General features: G+C 55.3%; 13 protein-coding genes and 1 pseudogene. 6 read left to right on the forward strand and 8 right to left on the reverse strand.

Translation table 11 applies throughout. The annotated features are described in order from the left end of the window. Positions 1-145 precede the first annotated feature (145 nt). A complete protein-coding gene (locus WC811_RS06065) occupies positions 146-901 on the forward strand; it encodes a M23 family metallopeptidase (RefSeq protein ID WP_372642057.1) in 756 nt (251 codons plus the stop codon). 70 nt (positions 902-971) lie between these two features. After that, positions 972-1,511: a VOC family protein gene (locus tag WC811_RS06070; RefSeq protein WP_372642059.1), complete on the forward strand. Its 540-nt coding sequence runs from the start codon at positions 972-974 to the stop codon at positions 1,509-1,511. A gap of 64 nt (positions 1,512-1,575) precedes the next feature. On the opposite strand, the gene WC811_RS06075 is transcribed toward WC811_RS06070, so the two are convergent. The 4 genes from WC811_RS06075 to WC811_RS06090 all read right to left on the reverse strand — a co-directional run bounded on the left by WC811_RS06075 (position 1,576) and on the right by WC811_RS06090 (position 5,630). Beyond that, positions 1,576-1,785 (reverse strand): hypothetical protein, encoded by a 210-nt coding sequence (locus WC811_RS06075; RefSeq protein ID WP_372642061.1) that lies wholly within the window; start codon positions 1,783-1,785, stop codon positions 1,576-1,578. Positions 1,786-1,866: 81 nt separating this feature from the next. Next, on the reverse strand, positions 1,867-2,988 hold the full coding sequence (locus WC811_RS06080) for an NAD(P)/FAD-dependent oxidoreductase (RefSeq protein ID WP_372642063.1): 1,122 nt from the start codon (positions 2,986-2,988) through the stop codon (positions 1,867-1,869). Between the two features lie 431 nt (positions 2,989-3,419). Then, positions 3,420-4,475, reverse strand: a complete 1,056-nt coding sequence (locus WC811_RS06085) for a hypothetical protein (protein ID WP_372642065.1) — start codon at positions 4,473-4,475, stop codon at positions 3,420-3,422. A gap of 15 nt (positions 4,476-4,490) precedes the next feature. Beyond that, entirely contained in the window at positions 4,491-5,630 is a 1,140-nt protein-coding gene (locus WC811_RS06090; RefSeq protein ID WP_372642067.1) for an HNH endonuclease signature motif containing protein, read from the reverse strand. Positions 5,631-5,930: 300 nt separating this feature from the next. Between WC811_RS06090 and WC811_RS06095 the strand changes: the two genes are divergently transcribed. Beyond that, positions 5,931-7,556 (forward strand): SIR2 family protein, encoded by a 1,626-nt coding sequence (locus tag WC811_RS06095; protein ID WP_372642069.1) that lies wholly within the window; start codon positions 5,931-5,933, stop codon positions 7,554-7,556. Positions 7,557-7,691: 135 nt separating this feature from the next. On the opposite strand, the gene WC811_RS06100 is transcribed toward WC811_RS06095, so the two are convergent. The 4 genes from WC811_RS06100 to WC811_RS06115 all read right to left on the reverse strand — a co-directional run bounded on the left by WC811_RS06100 (position 7,692) and on the right by WC811_RS06115 (position 12,448). Continuing rightward, positions 7,692-9,389 (reverse strand): hypothetical protein, encoded by a 1,698-nt coding sequence (locus WC811_RS06100; RefSeq protein WP_372642071.1) that lies wholly within the window; start codon positions 9,387-9,389, stop codon positions 7,692-7,694. Further along, positions 9,386-10,672: a dsDNA nuclease domain-containing protein gene (locus WC811_RS06105; protein WP_372642073.1), complete on the reverse strand. Its 1,287-nt coding sequence runs from the start codon at positions 10,670-10,672 to the stop codon at positions 9,386-9,388. The genes WC811_RS06100 and WC811_RS06105 overlap by 4 nt, the downstream gene beginning before the upstream one ends. Positions 10,673-10,762: 90 nt before the next feature. Continuing rightward, positions 10,763-11,980 carry a hypothetical protein gene (locus WC811_RS06110; protein WP_372642075.1) on the reverse strand — a complete coding sequence of 406 codons (1,218 nt, stop codon included), beginning with the start codon at positions 11,978-11,980 and terminating at the stop codon, positions 10,763-10,765. A 135-nt stretch (positions 11,981-12,115) separates the two neighbouring features. After that, the gene (locus tag WC811_RS06115) at positions 12,116-12,448 is read right to left on the reverse strand and encodes a hypothetical protein (protein WP_372642077.1); all 333 of its coding nucleotides are present in this window, start codon (positions 12,446-12,448) and stop codon (positions 12,116-12,118) included. Positions 12,449-12,640: 192 nt separating this feature from the next. On the opposite strand from WC811_RS06115, the pseudogene WC811_RS06120 reads away from it, so the two are divergent. From WC811_RS06120 to WC811_RS06130, 3 genes and pseudogenes are all read left to right on the forward strand, one after another. Further along, positions 12,641-12,901, forward strand: a pseudogene (locus WC811_RS06120) (SOS response-associated peptidase family protein); the annotation flags it as partial. Positions 12,902-13,262: 361 nt separating this feature from the next. Beyond that, positions 13,263-14,021: a hypothetical protein gene (locus tag WC811_RS06125; protein ID WP_372642079.1), complete on the forward strand. Its 759-nt coding sequence runs from the start codon at positions 13,263-13,265 to the stop codon at positions 14,019-14,021. A gap of 516 nt (positions 14,022-14,537) precedes the next feature. Further along, positions 14,538-15,209 carry a recombinase family protein gene (locus WC811_RS06130; protein WP_372642081.1) on the forward strand — a complete coding sequence of 224 codons (672 nt, stop codon included), beginning with the start codon at positions 14,538-14,540 and terminating at the stop codon, positions 15,207-15,209. Positions 15,210-15,678: the final 469 nt, after the last annotated feature.

Genomic DNA, 15,678 nt, shown 5'->3' on the forward strand with positions numbered 1-15,678 from the left:
CCCATTAACGGACCACTAAGGAATGACCGATCAAATTGCTGATATTAATGTAAACGGACGCGGCCCCCTCGTCCCCGTCGCGATCGCGGTCAAAGAAGACGCGCCCGGGGCCTTGCCGTCCGGATATCGGAGCGCGATCTAAGCCGTGCTTTCATTTCTACGAACCATCGCACCGCTTGCCGCCGCGTGTTTGGCGCTCTCGATCCTCGCGAATGCACAAACGCCGCCGTATGACATGCAGGTCTCGATGAAAAAGGGCTACGGCACGACGCCGACCGGTCTCAAGCCGATTTATCCGGCCGGATACGATTGCTCGCCGATCACGTCACCCTACGCGACGTGGATCGACGTCGACGGCACGCGGCGCGACGAGATCCACACCGGTGTCGACGCCGGGCAGCTCGGCGATTGGATTTTGGCGCCTGCCGGCGGAACGGTCCGCGCCGTCTGGAAAGCCGACTGGAAGTGGGGCCGCGAGGGCGCGCTGCTGATCAAGCACGACCGTGGCGACGTCAACCTCTCCAACGGCCCGAAATATTACTATTCCGAATTCGATCATCTCGACTTCGACGAGATCGAGCATTTCAAAGTGGGACAACGGGTGGAACGCGGCGAGCGGCTCGCGCGTGTCACCCGGCCCGGCGGAAATGAATCTTATCTGCCCGAAGTTCACTGGGAAGTGTGGGAAGTCGATAACGATAAAATCGCTTGGCGCACCAACCGCTACGGCGCCGCCGACTGGTGGAACGAGACCGCCGCGCTGATCGATCCGCTCTATATGCTTGGCCTTAACGATCCGCCGGGCGACGGCGAGAGCGTTAAGATCGCGCCCTTTATTAAGAGCAAGGATTACAGCGGCTTTCGGGGCTTCACGTACATTCTGCAATGTGCCCCGAAATAGACCGCACCCGCGACTTGGCACTTCACTTGCTTAGGACCTAGCAGATTTCGTCCGATCCAGGAGTGAAGCAATGTCCCGAACTGTCTCGCAGTCCCGCCACGGCTTAGCCGCGGTCCTATCCGTCGCCCTCGCGGCGTGTGCTGCAATTCCCGCCATGGCCGAGAGCCCGTCGCCGCAAGCATCCAATAGCGAAAAAGGTAGCGTGTGGTGGAGCGAGTTGGTCAGCGCCAATCCGCAGAAGAGCCGCGATTTCTATGCAAGCGTCGTCGGCTGGACGCCGAAGATCGTTGCGGCCGATGACAACACGCGGCCACCGGCGCCGGGCGAGTCCGATTACACGCTTTTCACGGCGGACGGCACCGAGCAGGCCGGCCTCACGACGTATGACGCCAAACAGCCGAACGATCCGAAGCCCGGCTGGGTGAACTACATCCAAGTCGGTGACGTTGACGCCGCTTTGGTTCAGGCGTTGCAGAAGGGCGGCAAGGTGCTGAAGGCTCCAGCCGATGTCGACAACGTCGGGCGCATCGCGATCATTCAGGATCCGGATGGCAACCCGGTCGGCTTGTATCAGCCCGAACCGAACGAAGCCCAAGTCGCAGCTCACTAACGATAGAGCGCAAAGTTCGCGGGCCTAACGTAGCGCCTTTTTTCCTAGCCCGTGGCAACGCGGGCTAGGACGTTTGAGCGTTATCCGCAATCTCTTTGACACCCAGCGGCGATAGCCCGTGGCCGCCATCTGGACCTTCAACGATCCATCGCTGCAAGCGAGCAAAAGCCAGAACGGCGGGCAAGTTTTGAACCGGTAGAATTTCGACGGACGGCGTTCCGAGGCCGTAAAGCGCTCTCAGGTAATCCCGAGTCTGTCTCTCGATCTCTTCCATGGCGTCTCCTGCTTTGAACCAAGCATGACATGGCGACCATTATGGGACCAAAGTCCCTTAATCCATTTTAAATCGAGACACCTACCGGTCGAGCAATCCGGTGACGTGCGCTGCGATCGCCAGCGATGACGTCAAACCGGGGCTTTCGATACCGTAAAGCGCGACGAAATCCTTGATACCGTGCTGAGCTTCGCTGTGAATTTCGAAATCGGCGGGCGGCATTCCCTTGCCGTAAATTTTCGGACGAATTCCGGTGTAGGCGGGCGTCAGCGCGTCTTCCGGGAGAGACGGCCAATACCGCTTGATCTCTGCGGCGAAAACCTCGCGCCGCCGGTCGGCATCGACGAACGCATAATCGAGATCGTCTTGCCAATAAATATCCGGACCGAACCGCGCCGCGCCCGACATGTCGAGCGTGAGGTGGACGCCGAGCGCGTCGGCTGACGGCATCGGATAGATAAGGTGCTTGAACGGCGCCCCCGCCGACAGCGAAAAATAATGTCCCTTGGCGGGAAAGAGGCCGGGCACGACATAACCGGATGTACCGGCTTCGATCATATGGCCAATACGCGACGCGCCAAGCCCGGCGGAGTTGACAAGGCGCGCGCACGAGAGATCGGAAACGTCGCCTCCGGATGAAATCGCGAGTCGAAACTCGGCGCTCGGGTCGGCCGAGATGGCGACGACGTCCGAATTGAATACGATCTGGCCGCCCGAGTTCAAAACGCGCGCTTCGAGCGCCGCCATGAACGCGTGGCCGTCGATGATGCCGGTCGACGGCGAAAGCGTCGCGGCAACGCAGCGAACGTCGGGTTCGAGGCGGTGGACGTCCGCCAACGTCAGGCGCCGGAGATCGGTAACGCCGTTGCGCGCGGCTTTCGCTTCGATCGCCGCGAGGTGGGCGACCTCGGCTTCAGTCGTGGCGACGAGAAGCTTTCCGCAGCGATGGACCGGCACATGATATGCCTTAGCGAACGCGTAGAGACGGTCGCGGCCTTCGACGCAGAGTTTCGCGCGTAGCGATCCTTCCGGATAATAAATGCCGGCGTGGATGACCTCGGAATTCCGCGACGACGTTTCGGTGCCGAATGTGTGGTGGCGCTCGATGACGAGGACGTCCCGCCCCGCTTCCGCAAGCTCCGCTGCGATGGCGAGCCCGACGACGCCGGCGCCGATCACAACCGTTTCGATATCACTCGCCATGGTCTGAAACAGTTCTCCGCGCCGACGGCCCTGCTCCAACGTCGAGAGGTTTGCAAGGGAATGCAAACGGCTTTTGCGGGCGACTGGAGGCGCCGACCCTGAAGAGATCTAAGCCATTGAAAGATTGGCTGGGATGCCAGGAATCCCTGACGCGCTCTCCTAAGCCTCTGTAATTCCTGGACGTGTCTGTTTTCGCTGACTATTTCGAATTGCATTTTGGCAAGCACTTTGGCAAGCGGCTCATAACTAGAGCGTGAATTACGACATTAGCTCGCCTACGACTATCCCAAGAATGGAGTTGTTGATCGACGATCATTTCGGCGTTCACCATGAGGTGACCATTTCGAATTTGGGCATCGTGCGCCCTTCTCCCAGGGCACTCACAACCTAGGGTCATTTGCCCAGAAATCATCTCCTCAGCTCGCCAGAGTCTAGGGCCGAAAGTTCGAGTTCGGCTGAATTACGAACTGCCAGAGCGGCATTGCAGAGCCTCTGTACTTTTTAGGGATATCCACTTGAAACGACATCGGATCGTGCTTCACATCGAGCGAGACGACGCCTGTGTCTCCACTGGTCAGCTCACGGAATGCATTGCTGATCATCGAACTCAGGTGGCCGAGAATCTGGAAAGGCTGTTCGTCGACGGGCTCATCAGGTGCGAAAACGACCTCGAATGCCACTAGCCTCCCATTGACAATTCGAGCGGGCATCTCGGCCTCTTTCCAGCTTCCGTAGCGCATCAGATAGAACGCGATGTTCTTTTCAATCTCGGCAACAATCGTGTTGCCCCCGCACTTCATGCTCAACTCCCGGATCGTGAAGACCGCGCTGCCGTCCTCCTTCACAATAGCCCTCTCGTCGTGCGGGTCACCCAGAAACTCAATGCTTAGAGGTGGCAGGGTGGCAATCATTCGGTCACCAAGAAGTGCCAGTTCGTTTTTTGCCATCGCGAAACTTAAGTCGATGTATACGCGCCTACCGGCATCGACGAATGCCTCTGGAGACAAGAGAACCCACTTATTGATGCGCGAAAAGTACACAGCTATTTTGAGCGACGCACCGTTCATGTCGGCATAGGCACGCAGTTTCTTCAAATAGGATCGCTGAAGGTAAAGCCGTGAATCGAGTGATTTCATGTGAAAGTTCTTGACCTCGATAAGGATGATGTCGCCGGCCTCTGTGACGATCCGATAGTCGGGGATCCGAATGTCAGCCGAGTCAGCAAAGATCGTACCAGCGTCCTCTTGCTTGATCAGGCTGCAACTCCCCAGCGCCCCAAGGACGTGCGCGAACATGGCTTCCACGCGTTTGCCGTAAAGTATCGCCGGATTGTCGAGCGACGCCTTGAGAGACACGCCGATACGGCTATGAAAGTCTTGCAGGTCGCGCACGACGCCGATCTTGTACCCCTGCTTGCGGGATACAGCGGAGTAGAGTTCAAGCGCGTCAAATTTCTCGGCTTGACGGGATAATCGCTTCATGGGCATCCACTTCAGTGAATCCTAATGCTCGTCGTGGCTGATTTTATCGTGTCTCTCAGTCCAGCCCACTCCGGGAATGCGGTTCGCGAAAGTCGAAGGTTGTGCGATCAGTAGAGGACTGGCCTTCAGCAAGACTTTTCCCGGCGTGGAGTCGGCGTCCATCGTCCGCACAAGGCAGTAAATGATATATCTGTTCTTTGAACCTTGCCGTGCGATGGCAGACATTGAGAATAGGAAGTTGGGATCGAGCGTCCACTCCACCCGTATCTTTCTCTTCGTGTAGTACATCACAACCGCTGGCGTGATAACTGTGATAGGAATTTCAGGACGGTTTGAGTAAACTCCGCCAATGAAGAATGCATAACAGCCCTCCACGGCGGCGACCTTTTTCTTTCCGTGATCTATGGCTTCGGAGAGATCGACAAATTCGACCTTCTTAGCGATTAAAGCCATCAAATCGCGGTAGTGTAGCGTCTCCCCCGAATTGATGTAATCGAATAGGAATTTCCCGCCGGAAAGGTGCGACTGGATATACGCCTGCTGAAAAGAGCCATGCGCGTCGATGATGCCTTTTGCCTTTAGACTTTCGGTCGCGCGAGTTAGCGGAATTTTGCCATACAGTTGGAGACAGAGTTCTTCAATCCGGCGAACATTTATGTAATCGATCGCACTTTCATTGACCTCTACGGCCTGCGCTGCCTTCAAAGCATTCGCCTTCTCCACCTGCAATTCCCATTTTTCCTTGGCGCGCTCCAGACCTTCGGCCGGGATGCCCATTGTAAGGCCGCCGCCGTGGGCGAGGTCGTGATCGTTCGGGCAAAGAACAATCAGATTTCGGTAATCGTTGTCCTGTGTTTTTGCGTAGGGTCTGATGTGGTGGATGATGAACGACGAACCCTTCGTGCCGTGACATACGTTGCAGGTGTAGTTACTGCGTTCGAGCAGCGTGAACATGGTCTCCTTATCGACGGGTTGCCGCTGGGCCGCTTTTTTTGTCTCCTTCGCTTCCGAGCTTGTGAGCGAGAATTTGCTGACCAAATCGTCCAGCGAAAGTGTGCGTACTTTCGAAACGGTAAGGCCCGCGCTTGCCGCGCGTGCCGCCAACTCGGACGAGATTCCGTACTGAACGAATTGTTGGGCGTTTAAATCCAGACGCTTCATCAATGCCCCATCAGACGGAAATTTGAACGACTGCTGCTCGGAGCAGTACGTAAGCCAAGATGATTTGGAGATGCCTACCAACTCCGAGGCAGTAACGATGACAGGGCAGCATCTCCGCCGAAATCCAACGCCGAGAAAGACCCACGCCTTATTGCCAGAGCCCAAGAACGGCGAGGCAAACCGGCATCGGGGGGGCCTTGGCGCCGAACTCACTTTCATGGGGATATTTGCGACTCACCTCCTGCAGGTATTCGACGGTTGCGCAGGCGCCGCTCATACTCTTGGAAGGTGGAGGCCACAATGACATATTTAAAGCATTTTCCAAAACCTGTGCTGGACGATTTGGTCCACGGCCGCTGGCTGCCTATTGTGGGTGCCGGAATGTCGCTTAATGCGCGGACGTCGCCCGGAAAGAAGATGCCGGTCTGGTCTGATCTCGCGCGTGTGCTCGAAGATGACATGAAAAATTTCGCATCCAATAATCCGATCGATGCCATTTCCGCGTATGAGCACCAATTTGGCCGTACTCGGCTAGTCGAGCGATTATTCGAGCTACTCCTCATCCGAGATGCGATGCCTGGTGACGCCCACAGGGGTTTTTGCGCCCTACCGTTTTCTATCGTCTGCACGACTAATTTTGATTTTCTTCTCGAGCGCCAATACGAGGCGACGCCCCGGTCCATGTATCCCGTAGTAAACGAGGACCAGCTGTCCCTTACTCCCCCGCAGTCTGCAACGCTTCTGCTCAAATTTCACGGCGATATGCACCATCCGGAGCGCTTGATTGCTACTGAGGCTGACTACGATGGGTTTCTCGCAAAGTATCCTTTATTGGCAACCTACGTTTCAAACCAACTCATTACCAAGACTGCGGTGTTGATTGGCTACAGCCTCGATGATCCGGACTTTCGACAGATTTGGCACGTGGTGACGCAGCGCCTTGGCCGCGCACGTCGTCCGGCCTACGCGTTGATGGTCGGTGCAAATGCTTCCGAGGTTTCGCGGTTTGAGCGACGCGGCGTCAGGGTGGTTAACCTTCCAGGGCAGAAGTCTCGATATGGCGAGATTCTGGCCGCTACGTTTAGGGAGTTGCGCGAGTATTGGCTTCCGGGCGTCATTGAGGTAAGCGCGGTCAAAGAAGAACGCCCGCTTCGTGAATTGCGAATGCCGTTCGATACTGGCACGCGACTTTGCTTCTTCGCGCTACCGATCGAGCTTTTATCCCAGTATCGAGATAAGGTATTTCCCTCTGTCGAAGCGGTGGGGTTTGTACCTATTACGGCGGACGACGTTGTATCGCCTGGCGACAGTGTCAGCGCTAAGGTGGAAGCACTCATCGAGCGGGCAACCGCGGTCGTGGTTGAGCCCACTACCACGGGCACCGTGTCTGAAATGCTTCTCGCACAAGCCCGGCTGAAGGGGACCGACGAATATAAGCAGCGCGTAGGCCCGTTCCAATTGATCATCGTGCGCGAAGAGGGTCAGCCGCTCGCTTCTGATGCTAGAGAATCCCAAATTCTTTTTCGCCAATCGCGTTGGTTAGACAATCCCGATGCATTTGTTACCGAACTGGTCGAGCGGCTGCGAGGCGGTGTTCCGGAAGGCGAGCCGTCCCGAGGGGATGAAGCCGAACGCCTAATTGGCAAAGGCGAATACAATGCCGCGGTCATCGCAGCTATGGCGCATCTAGAGGCGACACTTCGGCAACGACTGGATAAACTCCAATGGGACGAGGTTCCGAATCCTATGTCCCTTCGATCGCTTGTGGACCGCGCGATCGGGCACGGGCTTGTTAATGCCAGAGATCGCGATATCGTCCAGGAATGGATTGCCCTGCGCAATGGCGTCGTTCACACACCCGCGCGCGCCACTAACGAGCAAGCGACCCATGTCGTCGCTGGGGTGCGGCGCCTTCTAGGTGAATAGCGGATAGGTACTTGTAACTTCGTGATGCATAGGTGGAGAGGGCTGGATTCGAACGAGCCCCCTGCTCAGCATTGATTTTATTACGTTTTTCTGAATGCCCGACGCTGCGTGTGTAGCAGTCGTGTGTGGCAGCTTTCAATTCCTAATTTCCGGAGTGGTCCGGGGACCGGAAGAATAACCTTCGATAATTTCCAACACCTCTTCATACTTGTCTGGACGTAGCAGCTTATCGCGTTGCCATGAGACATCGATAACTTCCGCCTCTAACGAGGGGACGGCTTTTTCCGCGGCAACTATCACTTGGGCACCGGGCGGGGCGCGGTCAAAAAGAAAACGAACGACCATTGGCAAGTGCTTTTCATCCTGACCTTGCTGATTTGGTTCGTCTAGTACCAGCGGACAGAACGCCGAGTTTGGAAAGTGCCGGGCCGTTTCGCAAAACGCGTAATAGTAAGCTGCAAGCCCGCGAGGCCCAGCGCTTCCGCGCCCTATCTCAATGCCCTGCAAGCTCGTGTCGTCATCAACGGAAATATCCAAATCATCGGCATTTTGCCTAAGGGCAGCGTGGTAAAACTCCATAATCTTAGCGGCGCGGTTGGGGTCGTCGGTAGCCGCCATGCGGTCTTCAGCTTCCGCCATCAAACGCTTCAGCTCTGCCAACCGGTCGTCGTGCTCTGATATTCGTTCGCCCAGAATGCGCAATGCCTCGGTTCTCCCGGCCGCAGAAACAATATCTTGGACAGACACATCTTCTCTGCGAGCCGCCAAAATCTCAGCGATACGAGAGAATGCATCGGACGTCTGGCCGAGAGCGACCCTCTGCGTTGAAATTTCGCTGTTGATGTGGCTGAGATGAGCAATGGCCGCTTTCCTAGCCTCTTCGAGGTCGTAACGGTCCGCAACAAGTTCAAATTGGTTGCTGATATCATTCGCATAGTGCTGCCCACACATCGGACAGTCGACAGCAGACGGAAGGACGAGCGAGACATCAATATCCTGCGCTAATTCTGTGATTGCTCTATCGAGGACTTTAACTTCGTCCGACCAAATAGCGCGCTCCTCTGCAAGCCGCCCTATCACTTGCTTAAACCTCGCTTGCACGTTCTCAAGCTTTTCCATTTCAGAAACAAGCTGGGCCATCTCAATCTCAAAGTCTGCGAGAGTGAGAGTCACGGGCATCGCTTCAACTTCATTTTTTACTTTCAGGAACGCCGCTTCGAGTACTCTACGATCGCTCGCAACCTTATTCTTTTCTACCGACCAGCGCTCCTTATCAGCCTTGGCAATGTAGTATGCGTTAGACCGTATGCCGCTGTGATACTCGCTTAAAGGTTTGGTTGCGCGACTCACCATCCGCAAATCTTCAAAAGATGCCCACGGGCGCGACCAACCTTGATCCTGGTCGACATAGTATGGCGCAAAGGCAAAGGCAGGTGGAGGTACAAAGAGTTCGCCTGCTCTCTTGTTCAAGATCAGCCGAAAATCGAGCAGGTTTGCAATCTCTGGTCCTAGCTCACTCACGATATGTTTGGTGTCGAAAATCCGACGCTTCGCGGCATCAAATAACGAGAACCTACTGCCGTCTCGGATGATGGCAAACTTCGCGTCATCAATTTCAAACTCCAAAAGCGAAATGACTTTCGCGGACCTCCACTTTTCATCGATCTTGTGGGGCTTTGCACCGAGCGTGCTATACAAACTTTTCAGGACCGCGGACTTTCCTCCGTGGTTTATTCCGACGAGCAATGTCTTCGGCCTGTCTAAGTTGATCTTGAACCCGGCTTTTTCTTTCCGCGAGAGTAGGCAGAGACTCAAAAATCGAAGTTGTTTCATCCGCGCTCATCCTCAAGCTGCGGAGCAATCTCCGAAGTCCCGAATAGTTCCGTCTCATTAAACACCTCGCAAATCTCGACGAGACACGCAGCATTCACATGATTGACTGACTGCACGCCATCTGTCTCAACCACGCGCGATACCTGTTGAACTAATTCCAAGATGCCTAAAGAGGGGTCTATCGAGACCTTTTTAAAAGCTTGTCGAACCCCAAGCGAAAGTTGCAGTGCATCAGCGCGGCCAGCCACCCGCTTAGCATGAAACTCAACAGCGTCTCGATGCAGCTCCATAAGCCGTAGCGTCCCCATACTTTTGGAGAGTTCGCTACGGATATCGCCCCAATATTGCAAAAAAGAGGGCTTCCCGTATTTAACCGCCGTCCGAAACAAAGCCTCCAACTCGCCGCGTCCGATGCTTCTATCTTTCAACATTTGTAGGTTGTCGTTGGTCCACTCACAGTCACCGGATTTTGCATGGATTGTGTTGAACAAGGATTCGTATAGCGGTTTCACTCTGATTGCCGCACCATCCGCGAGCTCATCGAGGTAGGCCTCCAAGCATCCGCGGGTCGAATTTATCTGATCATCAAGGCCCATGGGGCAATTTTCGACTGCTATTGAAGCTTCCCAATTGTCGATCAATGGGGGTTTAAAATCTTTTTCTACGGCGGCGTTCAGATGTTCGATTTCGGAGTCGTGAACGGCGGATTGGCCAAAATCAAACTTGTGGAAGCGCACTTGACCGCCACTCGCATTCTTCACGATGAAGAGCGCGTTGCTGACGAAGAAACACTTCAGATTTTCTCCCTGGAACTTCACTACGTGATCATACATCCGCGACACGATGGAACTTGGTGGGGCCCTTCCCACTTCCCGGGATATTGCCCTGACGGTCCAGTTGCCGGTGTTCCTCGTTTTAACTTGAATGAATTCTATCGTGTTCGGATTGTCTAAGCTGTCGACTGTGATGAGATCGTCGAAATAATCAAAAGCCATAACAAAGGGACGGTCGGTTTTGAGCATCTCCACAATGCGAAGAATGGTGTAATGGATTTGATAGTCGAGACGCTGTATCGCTAGGGCGCCTGAGCGCTCCCGCGGCGACAACTGCTTCAGCTTTTCGAGGAGGGAGCTGGCCATCAAATGAGAGACAATAAAGACAACCTCAAAAATTAAATTGCATGGCAAGAGAATAACAGGTTCGCAACGACCTACAATATTTGCGATGCGCTCTCGCCACGCTTTTGCACACCCTGTTGTCCCACGGGCCCGACTACTTCTCACTCCCGCGGCGTCCGAAGCCTATCGTGCTCAACCGAGTACGGCTCCGGCATGATGTGAATGATGCGGGCGTTGCAAGTGTTGCATCGAAGGCTAACTCCGAGAAACAAATTCCCGGTATGGACCTTCGATAAAGTGGTTCGGCTTCCACCCGTTCAATAACTTGTCCAAATAAAAGGTATCGATCGCGCTAAAACCTAACCCCGCTGCAACTCCCAGCCCGCTTGGCGCGACCGCCTCGGCTGCTAGCCCGATCCCGTTCGCTATTACAAATCGCACGCTCTTGGTCGGCAAATTATCCGCCCAACTCTTTTCGGTTGCCTTCGTGACGTATTCGGCGATTAACCCGCGATCAGGATTGACAGTCTGAAGCCACGACTTGAATTGGTCTGCTTGATCTAAGAGCTTCAGGAAATCGACGATCGTTTTGGCGCCAGAGTTGATCGTCTCTCGGATTGTCGGAAAGCCAGGCAACACGATCTGAGGAAATTCATCGATGGCGGCCGAAATGTCCTCGCGCGGCCTCAAAAAGCTAAAGTGCTTTGCGCGGATTAGTTCGCTAAAAAGCGGCGCAGTGACCAGCTCAGCCATGTAGCTCGCCGCAAATGCGCTCTCGCAGCGTGCATCAAGAATAAAGGAGAGTAGGAATTCGGTGGTGACGGTACTGTGGGATGGCGGCACAAGCTTGTGGTACTCGACGTTTAACATTTTGAAGTCGAGATTCGTATCGATAAGGAAACCCCCGCTATTGATCGGAACCATCTCAAATCGTATAGTTGGGGGGAGTATCGCGGTCGGAACTAATTTGTTGAGAGCGATGCGAACGGCCTTCGCAAGATCACCGCGGTTGGCAAGGTCGGCGCGGGCGGCCTCCAGTATCTCCTCCATTTTAAGAGTTCGTTGGCCGAACCGAAACGGTGTTGCTTTGTCCGTGAGCGCCCTCGTGAGATTCCTCGTGGAGGCTCCCGTTCCCAAAGCTCTTCCCAATACTTCCTCGATTTCCTCTTGATAGTTTGGAATTCTTTTTTCTTTCCCGGCACTAGCCATTTGCATCGCTGTGAATTGCATCGCAGCAAATGGACCACTGGACAGTGTGACGAAGGCGGTGTTCAGATATGATAACTGCATGCGCTCATGTTTCAGGAGCGCTAGCAAATCGTCCCGTGGAAGCGTTTGACAAAGGCCCATCAGCGCTCCGCGATTTAGAAGCAATTGAGTGGAGCCATAAAAGAACAGCGTCTCGGCGAGTAACCCGGCGTCTACGGCCAGGTCAGTGTTGCCAGTCCGTGTGATTAGAGCCTTCTCAAACATTGCGCGTGCTTTAGCCGCCCTGACGATTTCTCTTTTTGTAAGGTGATACCTCTGCTCTTACAAAGGCGAAATAGGTATCTGTTCCACTTATCCTAGGTTCTGAAATCTGAAGCGGGTCGGAGCCCAATTGCGAGGTCAATCCCTCGGCTTCCCGAGCACGTCATGCTCGATGGAATACGACTCCGGCGTGATGTGAATGACGCGAGCGTTGCAAGCGGGGCAGCGAATGCGGCACTGTAGGGTTAGGAGCGGCATGTCCACCGGCACGCCATGCTTCTCGGCATACTGGTCGCGCAGCGAAACTATTTGGAAGCGCTGACAGCCGCAGCACCCAAGGCGCAATCGCCGCTCACGATCGATAATGTGCTGGACCGTGACACGCGTGCACGCATCATCTCTAGGCGTCGGGCGATATGCCCGGTCGATGTCGGCTTCGGAGGGATAGTGTTCTGGATCATAGGGTGACATGACTAGCCTCGTTCGACGGCCTGCCGTTTTGGCGATATCGGCGAGCGGCCCATCGCAGAGCTTGAGGCCGAATCCATCAGCCTTTGGAACACGGCGCAAGGAGTTGGGCCAGCGCGTGTGTAACCTCTACAGCCAGACCCGCAATGTCGAAGCGATACGCCGCCTCTTCGCGTTTCCGACAACCGCGCAACACGCATCGATCCGCAGCCTTCAATTTTCCCCAGCTACAACTCCCCCGTGATCCGCCGCGCCGCTGACCGCGAGCGGGAACTCGTTACGATGAGTTGGGGCTTCGTGCTTCTCCAACACGGGAAATTGCCACGCCGCGTCACCAACGTGAGGGACGACAAGTTTCTGACGTCCAAGTTCTGGCGGCCATCCTTCGACGCGCGACGCTGCCTCGTGCCCGCGTCGTCCTATTGCGAGCCCAACGCCGAGAAGCCCGCCAAGTGATTCTGGTTCGCTGTAAACGGCGAGGACGTGACGCCCGGGCATGACGAGGACCGAAGGCTTTATGCGTTTCCCGGCATATGGCGGCGATGGAAAGGTCGCTTGAAGAAGGACGGCCCCACGGTTGAGCTTGACATGTACTCGTTCATGACAACCGCTCCGAGTGCCCTTACAGACAGCATCAAACCACGATCGCATGGCCGTGTTGCTCAGCAAGGAGCGGGACTTCGAGACGTGGCTTACGGGATCGACAGACGAAGCGTTGCGTTGGCGAGGAGCTTCGAGCCGAGCGCAATGCGGATTGTGCAGAGCGGCAAGGACAAAGAAGATTTACTCGGGGACCCTAGCGCTATAGAAGCGCCTCGTGTTCTGTAACAGTTTCGAAGTCGTGACCATATCCATGGGCGTTGATGTTCAAGTCTTATATAACCAAATCGGCCAGCATTTGGCTCAGTTTCCAGACACAACGAAGGGCTTTCCACCCGAATTGAGGGTTTGGATACAAAGAGCAGCGGCGCTAATTAAGGCGGTAGGCGACGGCACCGACACGAAGAACGCGCGTGAAATCTCTGACCGCGCGAGCACTAGGTCCATGTTCGTAGATGGCAGCGCTATCCACGGCATCCTGCAGAGAACATTTTATGAATTAGAGCTGCAATTGCCAGTCGGCCAACAAGGAGCATTTATCCCGGCTGGCAATGCACATGATGCCTTCGCTGCGGTTGGCAGGCTCTTAAAGCAAGCCCAAACTGACGTACTAATTATAGACCCTTACATGGACTCGCAGGCACTCACCACTTACGCAGTAACCGCACTTGACCAAGTAGCAATTCGATTGCTCGCAGATTCTAAGAATGTTCATGCGGACCTCAAACCCGCGGTTACCACCTGGAAAACACAGTACACCCAATCCCGTTCTTTAGAATCCCGGCTAACAGCTCCAAGAAAACTTCACGACAGATTCATAATTGTGGACAACGCGACAGTCTGGATGCTCACCCAGTCTTTGAACGCATTTGCCAAGCGATCGCCCGCCACCATCATCCAGGTCGCAGATCAGCAGATAGCGGGCGATAAAATCGCTCATTATACTTCCGTGTGGAATACTGCGACGCCAATCTAACCTGACTATCAACGTGATCGATTTAAGGATCGCACTTTTGAACACCTACCCCGGAAGGCGTCCGTTTTGATTTCCCCCCGTGTGCCTGCCGCGCTTTTTCCCGCGCAGTGCCACCACGCACCGTGGAGCGCTGTGGTTGCCCACTGAGGGCCCTCGCCTCATCGCGCACTAGCACACGTCGGCGGTTCGCTTCCGGATATACGCACCACAACACAAGAGCAAACAGCCCGGCCATCGCTTGCGAAATGCCTGCGCCTTGCACAACCACGCCCATAGGATCGAGTTGCTCAGACGACGGAAGGCATGGTCAAGCATCTCGCTAGTCACGTAGTCTCTCTTCGCCGTTCTCCTCTTAGGGTGTTCCGAAAACCCCTCTGCAAAGTGATCCAGAAAAGCGAGTCAAATCAATAGCCCTCGCATTAGCCGCGAAGTGTTCCGAATATACCTGTTTACAGAACACTCTATTTGCTGTAGAAACGCTCCACATCCGAGTTGTGAGAGGACTGAGGACGGGCAATGGCGAAGCAAGAGAGCGGTGGCAAGCGACGCGCGAGCGGCGGCCGGAAGCGGGTAGCGATCTATCTCCGCGTCTCAACTGGCGAGCAATCGACGGCGAACCAGAGGCACGAGCTTGAGGCCGTAGCGAAGCACAACGGTTGGGAGATCGTCGCTCGCTTTGAAGACAAGGGCGTGAGCGGCGCAAAGGGACGCGATAAGCGACCCGGCTTCGACGCTCTGCTCAAAGGCGTGACGCGACGGGAGTTCGATCTCGTCGCAGCATGGTCCGTCGATAGGCTGGGGCGCTCGCTACAGCATTTGGTGGAGACACTCGGCGACCTCAATGCGACAAGCACAGACCTCTATCTCCATCAGCAGGCACTCGACACTTCGACGCCATCAGGCCGGGCGCTCTTTCAGATGTGCGGCGTCTTTGCTGAGTTCGAGCGGGCGATGATCCGCGAGCGCGTCAATGCGGGATTGGCGAGAGCAAAGGCTGAAGGCGTCACGCTCGGGCGTCGCAAGCTGGAGCAACGCGACGCGTCCGGCAGGCCTCTCGACACAGAGGGAGCGAGGAAAGCGGCGGCGATTGTCGCGCTGCGAGCGAAGGGCGTCGGCATAAGGAGAATCGCTAGCGAGTTGGGCGTTGGCGTCGGCACAGTGATGAGGCTAACGAAGCCAGCGGCTTAGGAGAGAGAAACCGATCTCGGCTCGGATATGGTAACCGATCTTCACGCAAACCATTGAAATCATTTAATTTTCCATCCTAACTCGCTTGCTCGACCGCTGTAATTATGGGAGCATTCTCCTATTGCCCAGGCTATGGGAGGGACGCGAATGACCGACACAGCGAAGATAAAATACAGGCTGAAGAAGCGTACAGTGAGCCTCCATGGCGCGATGCAGAGACTCCGTCTGCTCTGGCCCATGGACCCCCGTAAGATGGGTGCCTTTGATCTCGATGCAGCGGTCGGTGAGGCATTACACGACCTGAACGCTGTGGCGCTAGATAAGGATAGCTCTGTGTCTAAGCGTGACGCTGAACTCGCGCTTCGGATGATGCAACATGATACGAGCGGCCTGTCAGATGTCATTGGCCCTGCGCTGATCCAGATTGTGCGACGTCACTTACGTTCTGCCGGTGGCCGAGGGGTAAGTC

It is taken from the genome of Hyphomicrobium sp. (assembly GCF_041659645.1).
Lineage (GTDB): Bacteria > Pseudomonadota > Alphaproteobacteria > Rhizobiales > Hyphomicrobiaceae > Hyphomicrobium_B.